Raw genomic sequence first — 16,970 nt, forward strand, 5'->3', positions numbered from 1 at the left:
ATGCACTAGAGGCTCCGGGGCGCCTCGTCAGTGAGGCGTCCTGGTTGTGAGCTATCTCTGACAATTCCAACAAAGAGAGAGGCAATACCAATGGGTGTGTATGACTACAAAAACTTCGGCACAGCAGACTCCAAGGCGTTGTTCAGCGACGCCATGGCGATCACGCTGTATTCCTATCACAACCTCGACAACGGTTTTGCCACTGGTTACCAGCAAAACGGCTTCGGCCTGGGCTTGCCGGCAACCCTGGTTACCGCACTGATTGGCGGCACCGATTCCCAAGGCGTTATTCCCGGCATTCCCTGGAACCCCGATTCGGAGAAGGCTGCTCTCGAAGCTGTGCAAAAAGCCGGATGGACGCCGATCACCGCCGCGCAATTGGGCTATGACGGCAAGACCGATGCTCGCGGAACCTTCTTCGGCGAGAAGGCCGGTTACACCAGCGCTCAAGTCGAGATCCTCGGCAAGTACGACGCCCAAGGCCATCTCACCGAAATCGGCATCGCTTTTCGCGGCACCAGCGGCCCGCGAGAAATCCAGATCGGCGACTCCATCGGTGACGTGATCAACGATTTGCTGGCGGCCTTGGGTCCCAAGGATTATGCGAAAAACTATGTGGGCGAAGCCTTCGGCAATCTGCTCGGCGACGTTGCAGCATTTGCCCAGGCCAATGGGCTGTCGGGCAAGGACGTGCTGGTCAGCGGCCATAGTCTCGGTGGCCTGGCGGTCAACAGCCTGGCGGACTTGAGCAGTGAAAAATGGTCCGGGTTCTACCAGGATTCCAACTACATCGCCTACGCATCGCCGACCCAAAGCAGCAGCGACAAAGTGCTGAACATCGGTTATGAAAACGACCCGGTATTCCGCGCCCTCGATGGCTCGTCGTTCAACCTGTCCTCGGTTGGCGTGCACGATGCCGCCAAGGATTCGACGACCGATAACATCGTCAGCTTCAACGACCACTACGCCTCGACGGCGTGGAACGTGCTGCCGTATTCCATCCTCAACATCCCCACCTGGATTTCACACTTGCCCACCGGTTACGGCGACGGCATGATCCGGGTGCTGGAGTCGCAGTTCTACGACCTGACCAGCAAAGATTCGACCATCATCGTCGCCAACCTCTCGGACCCGGCGCGCAGCAACACGTGGGTCCAGGACTTGAACCGCAACGCCGAAACCCATAAAGGCAGCACCTTCATCATCGGCAGCGACGGCAATGACCTGATCCAGGGCGGCAAGGGCAGCGACTACCTGGAGGGCCGCGACGGCAACGACACCTTCCGTGATGGCGGCGGCTACAACATCCTGTTGGGCGGCAAGGGCAGCAACGTGCTGGACCTGCAGCAGTCGGTGAAGAACTTCACCTTCGCCAATGACGGTGCCGGCAACCTGTACGTGCGCGACGCCAATGGCGGCATCAGCATCACTCGCGACATCGGCAGTATCGTCACCAAGGAGCCGGGTTTTCTCTGGGGGGTGTTCAAGGATGACGTGACCCACAGCGTCACCGCCAATGGCCTTGCGGTTGGCAGCAACCTGACCCAATACACTTCAAGCGTGAAGGGCACGACCGGCGCCGACACCCTCAACGCACACACAACGGGCGACTGGTTGTTTGGCCTCGATGGCAACGACCATTTGATTGGCAGCACCGGCAATGACGTGTTTGTCGGCGGGACGGGTAATGACCTGATGGAGTCGGGTGGCGGCGTCGATACGTTCCTGTTCAGCGGTGCGTTTGGCCAGGACCGGGTGGTGGGCTATCAAGCCAACGACAAACTGGTGTTCTTCGGGGTTCAGGGCGTTGCGCCGAACGACGATTATCGGGCCCATGCCACGGCGGTGGGGCAGGATACGCTGCTGACATTTGGCAGTGATTCGGTGACTTTGGTGGGTGTCGGGCTGGACAGTTTGGCCAGTGGGGGGATTGTGATCGCCTGAGGGTGATGCGGCGCCGGTAAAGGCCTCTTCGCGAGCAAGCCCGCTCCCACATTTTGATCGCAGGCGTACCCATATTGGGTGCTCACTGAAGATCGAATGTGGGAGCGGGCTTGCTCGCGAAGAACGATAACGCGGTAATCCTGTCTACCTACGTGACTCGTTGGGCACTCCTTGGCTCCAATACCTGCACCAACAGGAACCTGGCACTAAACCATCAGCCCATCCACGCGTTATCCCTATGACGCCGGTGCTGCATGCCGCCATTGAGTACAGGAGATTTTGCAACGTGAGTAACAGCAAGAGGTACACCTTCGGTTTGGCGCTGGCCTTGTTATCGGCAACCGCCGCCGCAGAACTGCCTCAAAGCTCGATTCTGACCCGTTACGGGGTCACCTCCGATCAACTGCCAAAACCGGCCGCGATCGAAACCACCAAACCCACCACGCCCGTCGAAGGAAAAAGCCGCTTTCAGGTCCAGCCGGAACAGCCCTGGGTGACGTTGCGCCTGGGCGACCGCAAACAACCGGAGAAGACCGGCAATATCAGCATCGATCGTTCGATGCAGCAGGAACGGGAGCGTTGCCAGCGGATGCAGGAACGACTGATGCTGAAAGGAGGGCAGTCCTTTTCCTGCGACAACAGTATTCCGGGAATTCACTGAGCATAACGGGTGTCTTTGAGAACAATGCTGTTCACTTAAGAGCGTCTTGAGTCAGAGAAACCTGTGGCGAGGGAGCTTGCTCCCGCTTGAGTGCGTAGCACTCACAAAAATCGGCAATGGTTGTCAGATCTTTGGGGCCGCTACGCAGCCCAACGCGAGCAAGCTCGCTCGCCACATACTGCAGGGCAGATCAATAACCCTGCGCACGATCGATCTCACCGAGCATCGGCTCCCCCCGTTGATGTCGGCGAATGTTCTCCAGCAACACCCCAAAGGCACTTTCTGGCTGGGTCATCGCCGCGATGTGCGGTGTCAGCAGAATCTGCGGGTGGTGCCAGAACGGATGATCCACCGGTGCCGGTTCCTGCTGCAGCACATCAAGGACCGCGCCGCTCAAATGCCCGCTGTCCAATGCCTCAAGCAAATCATCCTCAACCAAATGCCCGCCACGGCCCATGTTGATCAGCGCTGCGCCACGGGGCAGTTGTTCAAACAACCTGCGATCAAGAATGCCCTGGGTCTGTTCGGTCAACGGCAATACACACAACAGAATGTCGCACTGGCTGAGGAACGCTGGCAGCTGCTGGTTGCCGGCATAGCAATCGACTCCCGGAATTTGATGGGCACTGCGCGCCCAGCCTGACAAGGCAAAGCCCAGCGGTTGCAAGGTCGCCAGAATCTGCTGCGCCTGAGCGCCAAGCCCCATGACGCCGACCCGACGCCTGGCGGCCGGTTGCAGCAAGTGCGCTTGCCAGCAGCGGGCCATTTGTTGCTGGCGATAGCGCAACATGTCCCGGTGCAGGCTGAGCACGGCAAAACTGGCGTATTCGCACATGCCACGGGTGATGCCGGGGTCCAGCAGGCGCACCACTGGCAAGCTCGTCGGCAGGCGATTGAGGTCGAGTTGATCGACGCCGGCGGACAAGGCAAACAGCACTTGCAGATTGGGCAGCACAACCTCGAGATCGTCGGGTGCCTGCCACGCGGCCAGGTATTGAATGTCCTTCGGGTCGCCGATGTCCGGCCACGCGCGCCATTCGATATCCGGGGCGTGTTCGGCGAACAGCGCTTGCCACTGTTCGCCGCGCACAGGGTCAGCTTTATACAGCAGGGCCATGGGCATTTCCTGATAGGTGAAGGTGCTGCCCATCATCGCGCAACGCCAGCGCAGGATCTGTCGAAAGCAGCAGGTTTAACGCGTTGCGTAACGTTGTATCGGCCACGCACCGGCAGATTCGGCCGGCTAAAGGAATCTGCCGTTTGGCGGGGTGAAAACAGTCGATCCGAACTTCTCAGGGGGCAAGTTCGGCGTAGTTCGTTTCGCGCAAGCCTTAACCTGAACACCATCGCAACCACTTCCCGGTTGCCGGACTCACGATGGGAAATGCCATGAATAGCAAAGTCGACGAAACCCCTCATTTGCTCCGTCAGCGCGATCAATTCGTGCCACGTGGCCTGGTTACCGCGCATCCGTTGGTGATCGATCGGGCCCAAGGTTCAGAGTTGTGGGACGTGGACGGCAAGCGCTACCTGGACTTTGTCGGCGGTATCGGTGTGCTGAACATCGGTCACAACCACCCAAAGGTGGTCGCGGCGGTGCAGGCGCAGTTGCAAAAAATCTCCCACGCCTGTTTCCAGGTGGTGGCCTACAAGCCTTATCTCGACCTGGCTCAGCGCCTGTGCGAAATGATCGGCGGCCAGGAATCCTATAAAGCCGCGTTCTTCACCTCCGGCGCCGAAGCCGTGGAAAACGCGGTGAAAATCGCCCGCGCCCACACCAACCGCTCGGCGGTAATCGCCTTTCGCGGCGGGTTCCACGGCCGGACCTTGCTCGGCACCACGCTGACCGGCATGAGCCAGCCCTATAAGCAGAACTTCGGGCCGTTTGCACCGGAGGTCTTCCACACTCCGTATCCGAATGCTTATCGCGGCGTGACTAGCGACATGGCGCTCAAGGCGCTGGACGAATTGTTGGCCACCCAAGTGGCGCCCGAGCGGGTCGCGGCAATCATCATCGAACCGGTGCAGGGCGATGGCGGTTTCCTCTCGGCACCGACAGAGTTTCTCCAGGCCCTGCGTGCCCTGACTGAAAAACACGGCATCGTGCTGATCCTTGATGAAATCCAGACCGGTTTCGGTCGCACCGGCAAATGGTTCGGCTTCCAGCACGCGGGCATTCAGCCGGACCTGGTCACTGTCGCCAAAAGCCTGGCCGGTGGTTTGCCGCTGTCCGGTGTGGTCGGCAAGGCCGAGATCATGGACGCGCCGTTACCCGGCGGCCTCGGTGGCACTTACGGCGGTAACGCGCTGTCGTGCGCGGCGGCGCTGGCGGTGATCGAGGCTTATGAACAAGAGCAGTTGCTGGCCCGCGGTGATGCTTTGGGCGAACGTCTGCGTCAGGGCTTGTTGAGCTTGCAGGCTCGTTACCCGCGCATCGGCGACGTGCGCGGCAGCGGCTTCATGCTGGCGATCGAGCTGATCAAGGATGACGACGCGCGCACCCCTGATGCCGACCTGAACCAACGGCTGATCGACGAAGCCCGGGCCGGTGGCCTGCTGGTGATCAAGTGCGGCGTGTACCGCAACGTGCTGCGCTTCCTCGCGCCGCTGGTGACCACCGAAGCGCAGGTCGACGAAGCGCTGCAGATTCTCGACGCGGCGCTGGCACGAGTCTTGAACTGAGCTCACGCCTGCTCCGGGCGGTGCCACTTGGCATCGCCCGTGAGCACTTATGGAGCATGGATTGATGGAATGCATCATCGGAGGCTTTACACACCATGGGGCTGACTGATTATCGAGCGTTGTTGATCGATTGCGATGAGGTCCTGGTGGATCGCGATTCCGGGGTCTGGACGGCGTTGCAGCCGCTGCTCGACAGCCGTGGCGGCCACCCGGACAAAACACAGGTGCTGGCCGAGTTCAGCGAGGTGGTGCATGCGCTGTACCCGCGCTTCGGCGAACTGGGTTTCAGCGGTTTGCTGTGTTTCGCGCACCGTCAGTTGGCCGAGCGCTGGGGGCTGAAAGCCAGTTGGGAGGAGGGCATGAGCTTTGCCCGCTCGGTGGCGGGTTGGTCGTTGTTCGAAGACGCACCCGGCGCCATGCTGTACCTGCGCAAGTTCTATCGCCTGTTGGTGCATGGCGATCGTGATGCCGAGGATCGTGGCCTGCTGTGTGAACGCCTGGGGATCATGCCCGACGATTTTATTTCACTGGCCAGTGATCCCCTGCGGGATCACGATTGGCTGGCGGCCAATGAGCTGGACGCCAAAACCATCCTCCAGGTGACCCGGCCTTCCGCCCGGCAGCAGGGCGCGGGCGCTGTCTGTCTGATCTGTCGCGGCCGGGGCAAACACCCGACGCCGTGCGCTGCGGATTACTGCATCAACAGCATGGCGGATCTGGTGGCTCAGCATCAGCTGTCTTTACGGCGCTGATTTTGCTAGAAGATTGTCTTACAAACGGCAGTCAAGAGGTACGCAATGGAAGGTTTAGTAAAACTGGACCGGATCGACATCAGCATCTTGGTTGAGCTGCAAAAGGATGGGCGCATGACCAACGTCAGCCTGGCCGATGCCGTGGGCCTGTCGGCCAGCCCCTGCCTGCAACGGGTCAAACGGCTTGAGTCGGCCGGGTATATCTCCAGCTACAAGGCTCACCTGAACCTGGCCAAGATCACCGATTCGGTCACAGTGTTCACCGAAATCACCTTGAGCGACCACAAGCGCGAAGACTTCGCCAAGTTCGAGTCCAATATCCGTCTGGTCGATGAAGTGCTCGAATGCCACCTGATCAGTGGCGGCTACGATTATCTGGTGCGCTTCATGACCCGTAGCATTCAGCATTATCAGGAAGTGATCGAAAGCCTGCTGGACAAGAACATCGGCATCTCCAAGTACTTCAGCTACATCGTCATCAAGTCACCCGTGCTCAAGGACGGCGTGCCGCTGCGCAAATTACTGCGTCACTGAAACTGACTCGGCCATTCCCTTGCAGCCTGCCGCAATCCCTGTGGGAGCGAGCCTGCTCGCGATGACGGCGGTACATTCACATCAGTGTTGACTGACACGCCGCTATCGCGAGCAGGCTCGCTCCCACAGGGGCTGCGGTGTTCAATTCCTTTACTGATTGGCATTAGGGCTTGCCCGCGATGGCGGCGTCACATTCAACACATTCGTTGACTGACATTCCGCAATCGCGAGCAAGCCCGCTCCCACAGGTTCCTCACCTGACTGACATTGTGCATGCACCCCGATTGGACATCGGCCGCGCCAAACCCCTCTACGCGCGTCATGCTGGCGCAGGCCGCATAAATAGCTGTTTACGCCACGAAAACAGTCTTCGTTTGCGTTATGAGCGATGAATTCGGCGCAAAGCACAAAATAGCCTGCGTTGTAATGCGTTCAGAGAGAGGGGCAGATCGTTGCGGGGCTGCGACGATCCGTTGAACAACACCAATCGGAGCGCAAAAAAATGCGAATGAGCCACGCAAAAAAAGCACTGTTGGGTTACGGCGTCTTCATGCTGGCAAGCAGCAGCGAAGCGCATCAAATCTGGTACGAGCAGCCACCGGGGCAACCCCTGGCGTTGTACTACGGGGAATATGACAAGAACATGCTGGAAGTCACACCGGGCGGGATGGACCGGTTTCGGCAACTCAAGGGCTGGTCGATCAGCAACAAGTCTCAACCGTTGAGCCTGACCTTGCAGCGCCAGGCATTTGCCGTGACGCATCAATCCAAGGTGGATGACTCGCTGCTGGCCGAGGACGCGCATTACCCGATCTTCGACCTTCACGACGGCGATAAAACCCAAAAGGCTTACTGGACGCCCGCCACCCGTTGGGTCGGTGACTTGCGCGCCCGCACGCCGGAACTGACGCTGGATATCGTGCCCACCGGTGTCGCCGATGCCGGCAAGGCGCAGTTCCAGGTGTTCTATGCGCACAAGCCCTTGGCCGATCACGACGTGGTGCTGGAAACCGGTTCCGGCGAAGTGTTTACCCGGCGCACCGATGCGACCGGCAAGGTCAGTTTCGAGCTGCCTTGGCAGGGCATCTATGTGGTGGCCGTCGAATACAAGGACCACACCGCCGGCGAGCGCATCAATCCCCAGGGCCAGGCCGAACCCTTTGACGTGAAGAGCTTCAGTTCGACGTTGTCGTTCTATCGAAAGGAAGGTCAGGTACCTTTGCCGCGGGCGCCGTCGCAGCTGCCGGCATCGGAAGTTGCCAAGCTGAAGAAACAGGGCTGAGCCAGCGGTAGTCCACTGACCACGACATGAGTGACTGATATGACCTTATCCACAAGCGTGGCAGGGCAGGCGGGAAGTGTTTCCCCTGCGCTTGCCTCCAGCGCTGCAAAAACCAACACCCGGATGCTCGCCATCGATGCCCTGCGCGGCTTCGTCATGCTCTGCATGCTCGTCGACCATGTGCGGGAAACCTTTTTGCTGCACCGCCAGGTGACCGACCCGATCGACGCCTTGAGCGTGACCCCGGACCTGTTCTTCACCCGATTGCTGAGCACCATCTGCGCCCCGGTGTTCATCTTCCTCACCGGTTTGTCGGCCTGGCTCTACAGCCAGAAACACACGGCCAATGAGACTTCAGTGTTCCTGCTCAAACGCGGGCTGTTTCTGGTGCTTCTGGAACTCACGTTCGTCTGCTTTGCCTGGAACGCCGAGTTCCCGCCCAAGACGTTGTGGCTGCAAGTGATCTGGTGCATCGGCATCTGCATGATCGTGCTCGCCGGGTTGCTGCACTTCAAGCGCGGTTGGTTGATCGTGCTCGGGGTGGCGATTGTCGCCGGGCACAACCTGCTCGACGGCGTGACTATTGGGCCGGAGTCGCCGTTCTACGTGCCGTGGTCGATCCTGCATCAGCGGGTGTTCATCGACATCACCGAGTTCACCCGGGCTCGCACCACGTATCCGGTGTTGCCGTGGATCGGGGTGATTCTGCTGGGCTGGGCCATCGGGCCGTGGTTTGGCAAGGACATGGAACCAGCCGAGCGGATTTCCCGTTTGCTGAAAGTCGGCGTTGGCCTGCTGGTGGCGTTCGTATTCATCCGTTACCTGAACGTCTACGGCGAGAAGCCTTGGATGCAGACCGGTGATTCCCTGCGCACGTTCATGAGCTTCATGAGCGCGAAGAAATACCCGCCGTCGCTGATGTTTCTGATGCCGACCCTCGGCCTGGGGCTGATCCTTTTGGCGTTGTTCGAGAAGGCCCAGGATCGCTGGTCCACCGCGACTCTGGCGATCTACGGCGGTGCGCCAATGTTCTTCTATTTGCTGCACCTGTACGTGCTCAAGGCCATGTACCTGGTGTCCGTTGCGATCTGGGGCGCCAATCAGGGCACCTATTATGGTTTCGATAACCTGCCCATGGTCTGGCTGTGGAGCGTGATCCTCGGGGTGTTGCTGTTCTTCCCGACGCGCTGGTTCGCCAACCTAAAACAGCGCCGTCGCGACATCGCGATTCTCAAATACCTCTGATTTACAGACGCTGATTCCCAGAGAAGTTCTGAGGCTCTGAAAAATAAAAGCAGCGCAACCGGCTGATGGCAGTCAGTTAAGGACTGAATATCGCAGTGCTGCGGGGGGCATGGCTGACTGCAAGTTTTGCGGTGTTTTTCAGGCCTCATCGCGAGCAGGCTCGCTCCCACATTGAATCGGCGTCGTTCACGAATAATGTGTTCACAGCAGATCCCCTGTGGGAGCGAGCCTGCTCGCGATAGCGTAGGTTCAGCCAACAATAATGCTGAATGCTCTCTCCCACAGGTTGCACTGCGTCAAATCGGTCAGCGTTATTTAACGGCATACACCTTGCGCACATACCGCGCACTGCTCCAGGCGCACGGTGCGCCTTGCGGTACGAACACGGTGTCACCGGGGTTGACGGTTACGCTGGTTCCATCCGGTGCCTGCAAGGTCACGCTGCCTTCGATCAAGTGCATCAGCTCATTGAGTTTATGCGCTCGGCCATGGCGGGTGTACGGCGTCGAATCCCAGACACCGACGCGCAGATCAGTGGCGTCATCTTCGAAGGCATTGCGGGATCGGCACTGCGGTGTAGGTCCGATCAGTATTTGCGGTTCCGGTGCCGCCGAAGGTGACAGCATCGCCAACGGGTCGAGGGCTGTCAGCCCCGGCGTCGGTTCGGCAGTGGGGATGCTGACGGCGCAGAAGGCCCAGCAAGTATCGGGTTGTGCCTGAAGCTTGAGTGCCGTACCGCGACCGATCACAGCGCTGGCACCGATCCCCAGTTCCAGCGTCTGTTCCCGGGATTGCAGCACGACATGCCCGGCGTGGACCACGATCACTTCGGTGTGCGGAAAGTCATCGATATCGACGGTTTTACTGGTGTGAACAATGCCCGCCGATGCGCCGTCGGGCCCGGTGTAGGCGACCTGACGACTGTCCATGAACGGATCGATGGAGCTCAAGGGGGCTGCTTTGAAAGGCGTAGAAATACGGCTGCCGTCGGCGCGAGCCAACAGCAGAACGGTAGGTTGAGACATACGGGTGACGCTCCCTGCAAATGGGGGATAGAAGGTGTTGGATGGCGCTTGCTTCATCGCGCGCCGGGGTCAACCAATGGCTTGGGTGACGAGGGCAAATTGGCGGACGCCGTTGACCGCTTGCGGCGGTGTGCCGAGTGCCATTTGTGCCACCGTGTCGACCTGCTTGAGGCCGGCCAGCTCCAGCCATTCGCCCAAGACACTGTCCGCCGGAATGTCGATCCGCACGAAGGCATCCGGCACCTGGGCCAACAACACGGCGATCAGGTGTTTGGCCTGCTCAGGAGTCTCGGCGATGACCGGGCCGAGGCAACGACCACGACCGAAAGGGCGCAGCAAGGCGAAGGCACGCAATTGACCGTCGCGCTCAATGCCCACCGAATGCTCGACCACCTCGAACAGATCCGTAAGCACCGCTTGGCGGTCCAGCCCGCTGCCGGCGTTGGCCAGTTCCAGTTGACGTGCCTGATCAGCCGCGCGCAGTGGACGACATTCTTCACCGTCCGCCAGTGCTTCCAGCGCGGGTGCTTGCGCCTGGCCTTGATGCTGCTGAACCCGGCCGAATTCGACAAAACCCTGGCTGGCGTAAAGCGGTGCGCCGGCGAGGGTGGCATTGAGCATCGGCATGCATGACTGGCAAGCCTCCATCGCGTATTCCATCAATCGACGACCAATCCCCTTGCCCTGATAGTCGTCACTGACGATCACCAGGCCGATGGTCGCGAACTTGCCTTGCGGGCAGGTGAATGCGCTGCCGATCAGTCGCTCACCATCGAGCACCACAAAGCCTTCGCTGACCCGCTGCAACATCGCCCAGTCTTCCTGGCGATGGGGCCACTTCAACTGCACGGACAAGGCATGGGCCGAAGGAATATCGGCGGCGGTCATCGGCCGATAGACATAAGTGGAAGGTTGCGAGGCGGACATGGCGAGTCTCCGTTTTCAGTGTGCGCGATCAACCGGTTTTCCGGCGCTAGGGTGCCTGTATCCCATCTGCGTGAAGGCCTGACAAGGGGGCCTGGAAGATTCGGCAGATTCCTCACGTCGCAGGCCTGCAGACCACACTTACTACTTAATTGCCCCATAAGGTCGGCAGCAAATGCTTGGGCTTTTTTTCTACGATGGAAGCCTGAGTTCACGCCTCGCCGTCCCTTTTTGGAGTGCTCCATGGATAGCTTCGATCCTCGCCTTATCGCTGTGCGCAGTGCTCACTTTATTGCCGGTCAATACCGCGATGCCCAACCGGGACTGGAGGTGGTTCGTCCTTCGGACGGCCAGGCCTATGCCCAGTTGCCGATCGCCGATGCCGACCTGGTGGATGAGGCGGTCAATGATACCTGGCAGGCTTTTAATCGCAGCGACTGGGCCAGTCGTCCACCCCGGGAACGGGCGCGTGTCATGCGCCGCTGGGCCGATCTGATCGAAGCCGATGCCGCCGTCCTGGCACCGTTGGAAGCGATGGGGTCGACCCGCCCGCATAAAGATGTGATCGCTTGGGATATTCCTTATGTCGCCGAGGGCATTCGCTTCTTTGCCGAACTGGCGGACAAGCACGGCGGCCATGTCGCGGCCACCCAGACTGATCGATTGGGCATGCAGATCGCCGAACCGTACGGCGTGATTGCCGCCATTGCGCCGTGGAATTTCCCGTTGAGCATGGCCTCCTGGAAAGTCGCTCCGGCACTGGCCGCCGGTAATGCCGTGGTGCTCAAGCCGTCGGAGCTGACGCCGTTCTCCAGCCTGCGCTTCGCCGAGCTGGCGGTGCAGGCGGGTATTCCAGCAGGGATTTTCAATGTGGTGCAGGGTGATGGCCGCGTCACCGGCGATGCCTTGTGCCGTCATCCTCGGGTGGGCAAGGTGACCTTCACCGGCTCCACGGCGACCGGGTCGAGCATCATGTCTACCTGCGCGCTGGTGGGGCCGAAACCGGTGACGCTGGAGCTGGGCGGCAAGAGCCCGCAACTGGTGTTCGCCGACGTGCCGGACATCGCGAAAACCGCGCGCACCGTGGCACTGGCAATTACCGGTAACGCCGGGCAGGTGTGCGTGTCCGGTTCGCGGCTGTTGATTGAACGCTCGATCATGGAACCGTTCATTGCGCACTTGCAGGCGTATTTCGAAGAGCTGCGCCCGGGGCCGACCTGGTCTTCCGAGAGCACACTGTCGCCGATCATTTCCCGGCTGCAGGCCAGCCGCATTGATGGCATCGTCCAGCGCTCGCGTCAGGCCGGGGCCGAGGTGTTGACTGGCGGTGGGTTGTTCGAAGGGCTGGGCGGGGCTTATTACCGACCGACCTTGCTGGCTGGTCTGGACAACCACAACCCGGCGGTTTGCGAAGAGATCTTCGGCCCGGTGCTGACGGTGCAGGCGTTCGATGATGAAGAGCAGGCGTTGAGCCTGGCCGCACACGCCACCTACGGCCTGGCGGCGGGGGTGCACACCGCTGACATCAATCGTGCGTTGCGGCTGGTCCGGCGCCTGGAGGCGGGGACGGTGTGGGTCAACCGTTACGGACGCAGCAACGACTACATCCTGCCGACCGGCGGCTACAAACGCTCCGGCATCGGCAAGGACCTGGGGCGCGAAGCGTTCGAAGCCAACTTGCGCTTCAAGAGCGTGCTGATCGATATCGTGCAGTAGCGCCCACTGATTGTCCCCTGTGGGAGCGAGCCTGCTCGCGAAGAGGGAGGGTCAGTCGACATTAATTTTGCCTGACACTCCGCTATCGCGAGCAGGCTCGCTCCCACAGGTTCCATATAACCTCCGGATCTTCAACACTCTTTAATCAGCACCCAAACGGGCGCTTCCTGACGGATGCGCCCGTTTTCGTTCCGCCCGGCGCAGGTTCTGCCGTGAATGCGGGCGTTTTTGAGCCTCGCGCGGCCATCAAGGTCCATAAAAGCGCACAAATACGGGGTTTGCCCAAGGCTGGAGCGAGCCGCAAAGTCTGCTGAGGGGGATGGCTAAAACGGTGGTTTGTATCAAGCAGAGGTCGCTTTTAACGCCATCTGCTGGTTTCACGGTGTTGTAATGACGGTGTGCTGCAGCGTTGCATCGCCGCTCCCGAAACGCAGCGAATGCCTGTCGCGCCATGACCTCAACGAACTTCAGGACCGCACTCAATGAGCTTTCTTCGCCCCAAATTCATTACGTTCGACTGCTACGGTACGCTGACCAATTTCCACATGGGCACGATGACTCGCGAACTGTTCGCCGATCGCGTGGTACCCGAGCAGATGGATCAGTTCGTCAAGGATTTCTCCGCCTATCGTCTGGATCAAGTGATGGGTGACTGGATGCCATATGACGAAATCCTCAAGACCTCACTGGCGCGAGTCTGTAAGCGTTGGGGCATCGAGTACCGTGACGAAGGTCAGCTGTATTACGACGCCGTACCGACCTGGGGCCCACACCCGGACGTGCCGGCCGGCCTGTCGAAAATTGCTGACAAGATTCCTCTGGTGATTTTCTCCAACGCCAGCGACAGCCAGATCATGTCCAACGTCGACAAGCTCGGCGCGCCGTTTCACAAAGTCTTCACCGCCGAACAGGCCCAGGCCTACAAGCCGCGTCTGGCCGCATTCGAGTTCATGCTCGACAACCTCAACTGCGGCCCGGAAGACATCTTGCATGTGTCTTCGAGTTTCCGTTACGACCTGATGCCGGCCCACGACATGAAGATCAAGAACAAGGCCTTTGTCGCCCGCGGTCACGAGGTTCCGGGCAATGCGTTCTACGGCTACCAGCAGATCACCGACATCGGTGGGCTGGCGGCGCTGGTCGGTCTCTGAGTCGAACGGTAACGGCATTCTTCATTTGGCATAGGCGGGTTAGACATGGGCAGTGAATCCTACTGGCTCGACACCGCACCGGCGTTTACCGGTGCTCAGCTCGGTGCATTGCCCGGGCAGGTTGACGTGGCCATCGTCGGTGGTGGTTTCACCGGCCTGGCGGCGGCGCGGGCATTGGCGCTGAAGGGCGCCAGTGTGGTGGTGCTGGAAGCCGGAAGGGTGATCGGCGAAGCCTCCGGGCGCAACGGCGGCCAGTGCAATACCGGCGTTGCCCAGGACTACGCCGGGCTGAGCGCCAGCCTCGGTGCCGACAAGGCCCGCGCTTATTACCAGGCCTATGAAAGCGCGGTGCAGAGCGTGGTGTCGCTGGTGGAGCAGGAGCAGATCGCCTGCGACCTCAAGCGCAACGGCAAGCTCAAGCTGGCGGCCAAACCGATGCACTACGAAGGCCTGGCGCGCACCTGCGAATTGATTAGCCAGGAAGTCGATGCCGAGGTCGAGTTGCTGACCGCCGAACAGACCCGCGCTGAAGTGAATTCCGCTCAGTTCCACGGCGGCTTGCTGCAGCGCAACGGCGTGCAGATGCACGTTGGGCGTTTCGGCGTCGGGCTGGCCGAGGCCGCTGCACGTCACGGTGCGCTGATCCATCAAGGGACGCCGGTGACGGATTGGAAAGCCCAGGTCGGCGGCTATCGGGTCAATACCAGCAAGGGTTCGCTGCACGCCGGGCAAGTATTGCTGGCGACCGGCGCCTGCCAGCACGGCGGTTTGGGTTGGTATCGGCGGCGGATCGTACCGGTCGGCAGTTTCGTGATCGTCACCGAGGTGCTGCCACAGGTCCTGATCGATCAGCTGCTGCCCGGTCGGCGTGCCTATGTCACCAGCCGCATGATTGGTAACTACTTTCGCCTGACCCCGGACAACCGCTTGCTGTTCGGCGGGCGTGCGCGGTTTGCGATGTCCGACAGCGTGTCCGACGCCAAGAGCGGCAAGGTGCTGCAAGCGGCGATGGTGCAGATGTTCCCGCAGTTGGCCAACGTCAAGATCGATTACTGCTGGGGCGGACTGGTGGACATGACCTCCGACCGCTTGCCTCGCGCCGGTCAGCACGGCGGGGTTTATCACTCCATGGGCTACAGCGGCCATGGGGTGCAGATGTCGGTGCACATGGGCCAGGTCATGGCCGAGGTGATGGCTGGCAAGGTCGAGGCCAACCCCTGGCGCGAACTCGACTGGCCGGCGATTCCCGGGCATTTCGGCAAGCCGTGGTTCCTGCCGTTCGTGGGCGCTTATTACCGCTTCCAGGACTATTTGCATTGAGTTGATGTTGTGGCGTCACCGTCGTTTGCGTTTCCAGGACGCCCCGGATATCCGTGGGCACTCGAGCCTCATTTTTTCGACAGGTACAACTGATATGACTGACAACAAAATCGACTCGACACTGATTTCCGGCCAGGAAAGCCTGCGGGTATTCGAAGGCCTCAATCGCGGCATGTCGCGCCGCAGCGCCTTGCAGATGCTCGGCGTGGCAGGTGTCGCCGCAGCGGGTGCCGGTAGCCTGTTCGGCGCCGCCGGCAAATTGTTCGCCGAAGAAGCGGCGACCCCGGGCAAAGGCAAGCCGGGCGGGCGGATTCGCGTCGCCGGCATGTCCAGCTCCACCGCCGATACCCTGGACCCGGCCAAGGGTGCGCTGTCCACCGACTACGTGCGCCACTTCATGTTCTACAACGGCCTGACCCGTTTCGACAGCCATCTGGTGCCGCAACTGGAACTGGCCGAGCGCATCGACAACACCGACGCGACGCTGTGGATCATCACCCTGCGCAAGGACGTGACCTTCCACAACGGCAAAACCCTGAGCGCCGCCGACGTGGTGTACTCGCTGTCGCGCCACAAGGATCCGCTGACCGGTTCCAAGGTCATGCCGCTGATGGCGCAGTTCGAGGAGATCAAGGCCACCGGCACCCACGAAGTGCAGATCCGCCTGAGCGCGCCGAACGCCGAACTGCCGTCGATCCTCGCCGTGTCGCACCTGATGATCGTTCCCGAAGGCACCACCGACTTCAATCAGGGCATCGGCACCGGGCCATTCAAGGTCAAGGAATTCAAACCGGGCGTGCGCTCGATTGCCGCGCGCAACACCGGCTATTGGAAACCGGGCCTGCCGTACCTGGACGAGATCGAGTTCATCGCGATTGCCGACGAACCGTCACGGATCAATGCGTTGCTGTCGGGCGACGTGCACATCATCAACGAGGTCAACCCGCGCTCGACCACGCGGATCAAGGCCAGCACCACCCACCGCGTCGTCGATGCACCGTCGGGCAACTACACGGACCTGATCATCCGTCAGGACCAGATGCCGGGTAAAAGTGCGGAATTCACTCAGGCCATGAAGTACCTGCTGGACCGTGAGCAGGTCAAATCCGCGGTGTTCCGTGGCTTTGCCGTGGTCGGTAACGACCATCCGATTTCCCCCGGTTCGCGCTATTACAACGCCGACCTGCCGCAGCGGGTCTACGACCCGGAAAAAGCCAAATTCCTGCTGAAGAAGGCCGGCATGGAAAGTATCAGCATGCCGCTGATGTGCTCACCGGCCGCGACCGGTTCGGTGGACATCGCCGTGCTGTTGCAGCAATCGGCGAAACAGGCCGGGCTCAAACTCGACGTCAACCGCCTGCCCAGTGATGGCTACTGGTCCAACCACTGGATGAAGCACCCGCTGAGCTTCGGCAACATCAACCCGCGGCCGAACGCCGACGTGATGTTCTCGCAGTTCTTCCAGTCGAGCGCGCCATGGAACGAATCGGGCTGGAAGAACGATCAGTTCGACCAGTTGCTGATGCTCGCCCGCGGTGAAACCGACGACGCCAAGCGCAGCAAGATGTACGCCGACATGCAGGCCCTGGTGCACGACAACAGCGGCATCGGCGTGCCGGTGTTCATCAGCAACATCGATGGCGTCGACCAGCGCATCAAAGGCTACGGCAGCAACCCGTTGGGCGGTTTCATGGGCTACATGTTCGCCGAGCAGATCTGGCTGGATGCTTGATC

General features: G+C 60.5%; 14 protein-coding genes. 11 read left to right on the forward strand and 3 right to left on the reverse strand.

The annotated features are described in order from the left end of the window. Positions 1-90: 90 nt before the first annotated feature. Positions 91-1,944: a polyurethane esterase gene (locus BK662_RS25295; RefSeq protein ID WP_123359478.1), complete on the forward strand. Its 1,854-nt coding sequence runs from the start codon at positions 91-93 to the stop codon at positions 1,942-1,944. Positions 1,945-2,230: 286 nt separating this feature from the next. Continuing rightward, positions 2,231-2,605 (forward strand): hypothetical protein, encoded by a 375-nt coding sequence (locus tag BK662_RS25300; RefSeq protein WP_123359477.1) that lies wholly within the window; start codon positions 2,231-2,233, stop codon positions 2,603-2,605. A gap of 190 nt (positions 2,606-2,795) precedes the next feature. On the opposite strand, the gene BK662_RS25305 is transcribed toward BK662_RS25300, so the two are convergent. Beyond that, positions 2,796-3,722: a 2-hydroxyacid dehydrogenase gene (locus BK662_RS25305; RefSeq protein ID WP_123359924.1), complete on the reverse strand. Its 927-nt coding sequence runs from the start codon at positions 3,720-3,722 to the stop codon at positions 2,796-2,798. 272 nt (positions 3,723-3,994) lie between these two features. Between BK662_RS25305 and gabT the strand changes: the two genes are divergently transcribed. The 5 genes from gabT to BK662_RS25335 all read left to right on the forward strand — a co-directional run bounded on the left by gabT (position 3,995) and on the right by BK662_RS25335 (position 9,100). Further along, positions 3,995-5,287 carry a 4-aminobutyrate--2-oxoglutarate transaminase gene (gene gabT / locus BK662_RS25310; protein WP_123359476.1) on the forward strand — a complete coding sequence of 431 codons (1,293 nt, stop codon included), beginning with the start codon at positions 3,995-3,997 and terminating at the stop codon, positions 5,285-5,287. Positions 5,288-5,382: 95 nt separating this feature from the next. After that, positions 5,383-6,039, forward strand: coding sequence for an HAD family hydrolase (locus BK662_RS25315; RefSeq protein ID WP_123359475.1), 657 nt, complete (start codon positions 5,383-5,385; stop codon positions 6,037-6,039). A gap of 45 nt (positions 6,040-6,084) precedes the next feature. After that, positions 6,085-6,573 (forward strand): Lrp/AsnC family transcriptional regulator, encoded by a 489-nt coding sequence (locus tag BK662_RS25320; RefSeq protein ID WP_008055821.1) that lies wholly within the window; start codon positions 6,085-6,087, stop codon positions 6,571-6,573. Positions 6,574-7,081: 508 nt separating this feature from the next. Further along, a complete protein-coding gene (locus BK662_RS25330; RefSeq protein ID WP_259695943.1) occupies positions 7,082-7,855 on the forward strand; it encodes a DUF4198 domain-containing protein in 774 nt (257 codons plus the stop codon). Between the two features lie 39 nt (positions 7,856-7,894). Beyond that, on the forward strand, positions 7,895-9,100 hold the full coding sequence (locus BK662_RS25335) for an acetyltransferase domain-containing protein (protein WP_123359473.1): 1,206 nt from the start codon (positions 7,895-7,897) through the stop codon (positions 9,098-9,100). 311 nt (positions 9,101-9,411) lie between these two features. Here BK662_RS25335 and BK662_RS25345 read toward each other — a convergent pair whose 3' ends face one another. Continuing rightward, a complete protein-coding gene (locus BK662_RS25345; protein WP_123359471.1) occupies positions 9,412-10,125 on the reverse strand; it encodes a cupin domain-containing protein in 714 nt (237 codons plus the stop codon). 69 nt (positions 10,126-10,194) lie between these two features. Beyond that, on the reverse strand, positions 10,195-11,052 hold the full coding sequence (locus BK662_RS25350; protein WP_123359470.1) for a GNAT family N-acetyltransferase: 858 nt from the start codon (positions 11,050-11,052) through the stop codon (positions 10,195-10,197). Positions 11,053-11,292: 240 nt separating this feature from the next. On the opposite strand from BK662_RS25350, the gene BK662_RS25355 reads away from it, so the two are divergent. The 4 genes from BK662_RS25355 (at position 11,293) to BK662_RS25370 (ending at position 16,968) form a co-directional block, all read left to right on the forward strand. After that, positions 11,293-12,765 (forward strand): aldehyde dehydrogenase family protein, encoded by a 1,473-nt coding sequence (locus BK662_RS25355; protein WP_123359469.1) that lies wholly within the window; start codon positions 11,293-11,295, stop codon positions 12,763-12,765. Between the two features lie 482 nt (positions 12,766-13,247). Then, positions 13,248-13,916, forward strand: a complete 669-nt coding sequence (locus BK662_RS25360) for a haloacid dehalogenase type II (RefSeq protein WP_123359468.1) — start codon at positions 13,248-13,250, stop codon at positions 13,914-13,916. A 45-nt stretch (positions 13,917-13,961) separates the two neighbouring features. Further along, entirely contained in the window at positions 13,962-15,236 is a 1,275-nt protein-coding gene (locus BK662_RS25365) for an NAD(P)/FAD-dependent oxidoreductase (RefSeq protein WP_123359467.1), read from the forward strand. Between the two features lie 94 nt (positions 15,237-15,330). Next, on the forward strand, positions 15,331-16,968 hold the full coding sequence (locus BK662_RS25370; RefSeq protein WP_123359466.1) for an ABC transporter substrate-binding protein: 1,638 nt from the start codon (positions 15,331-15,333) through the stop codon (positions 16,966-16,968). Positions 16,969-16,970: the final 2 nt, after the last annotated feature.

Origin of the sequence: Pseudomonas frederiksbergensis, from assembly GCF_003732275.1 — a bacterium.
Taxonomy (GTDB): domain Bacteria; phylum Pseudomonadota; class Gammaproteobacteria; order Pseudomonadales; family Pseudomonadaceae; genus Aquipseudomonas; species Aquipseudomonas frederiksbergensis_H.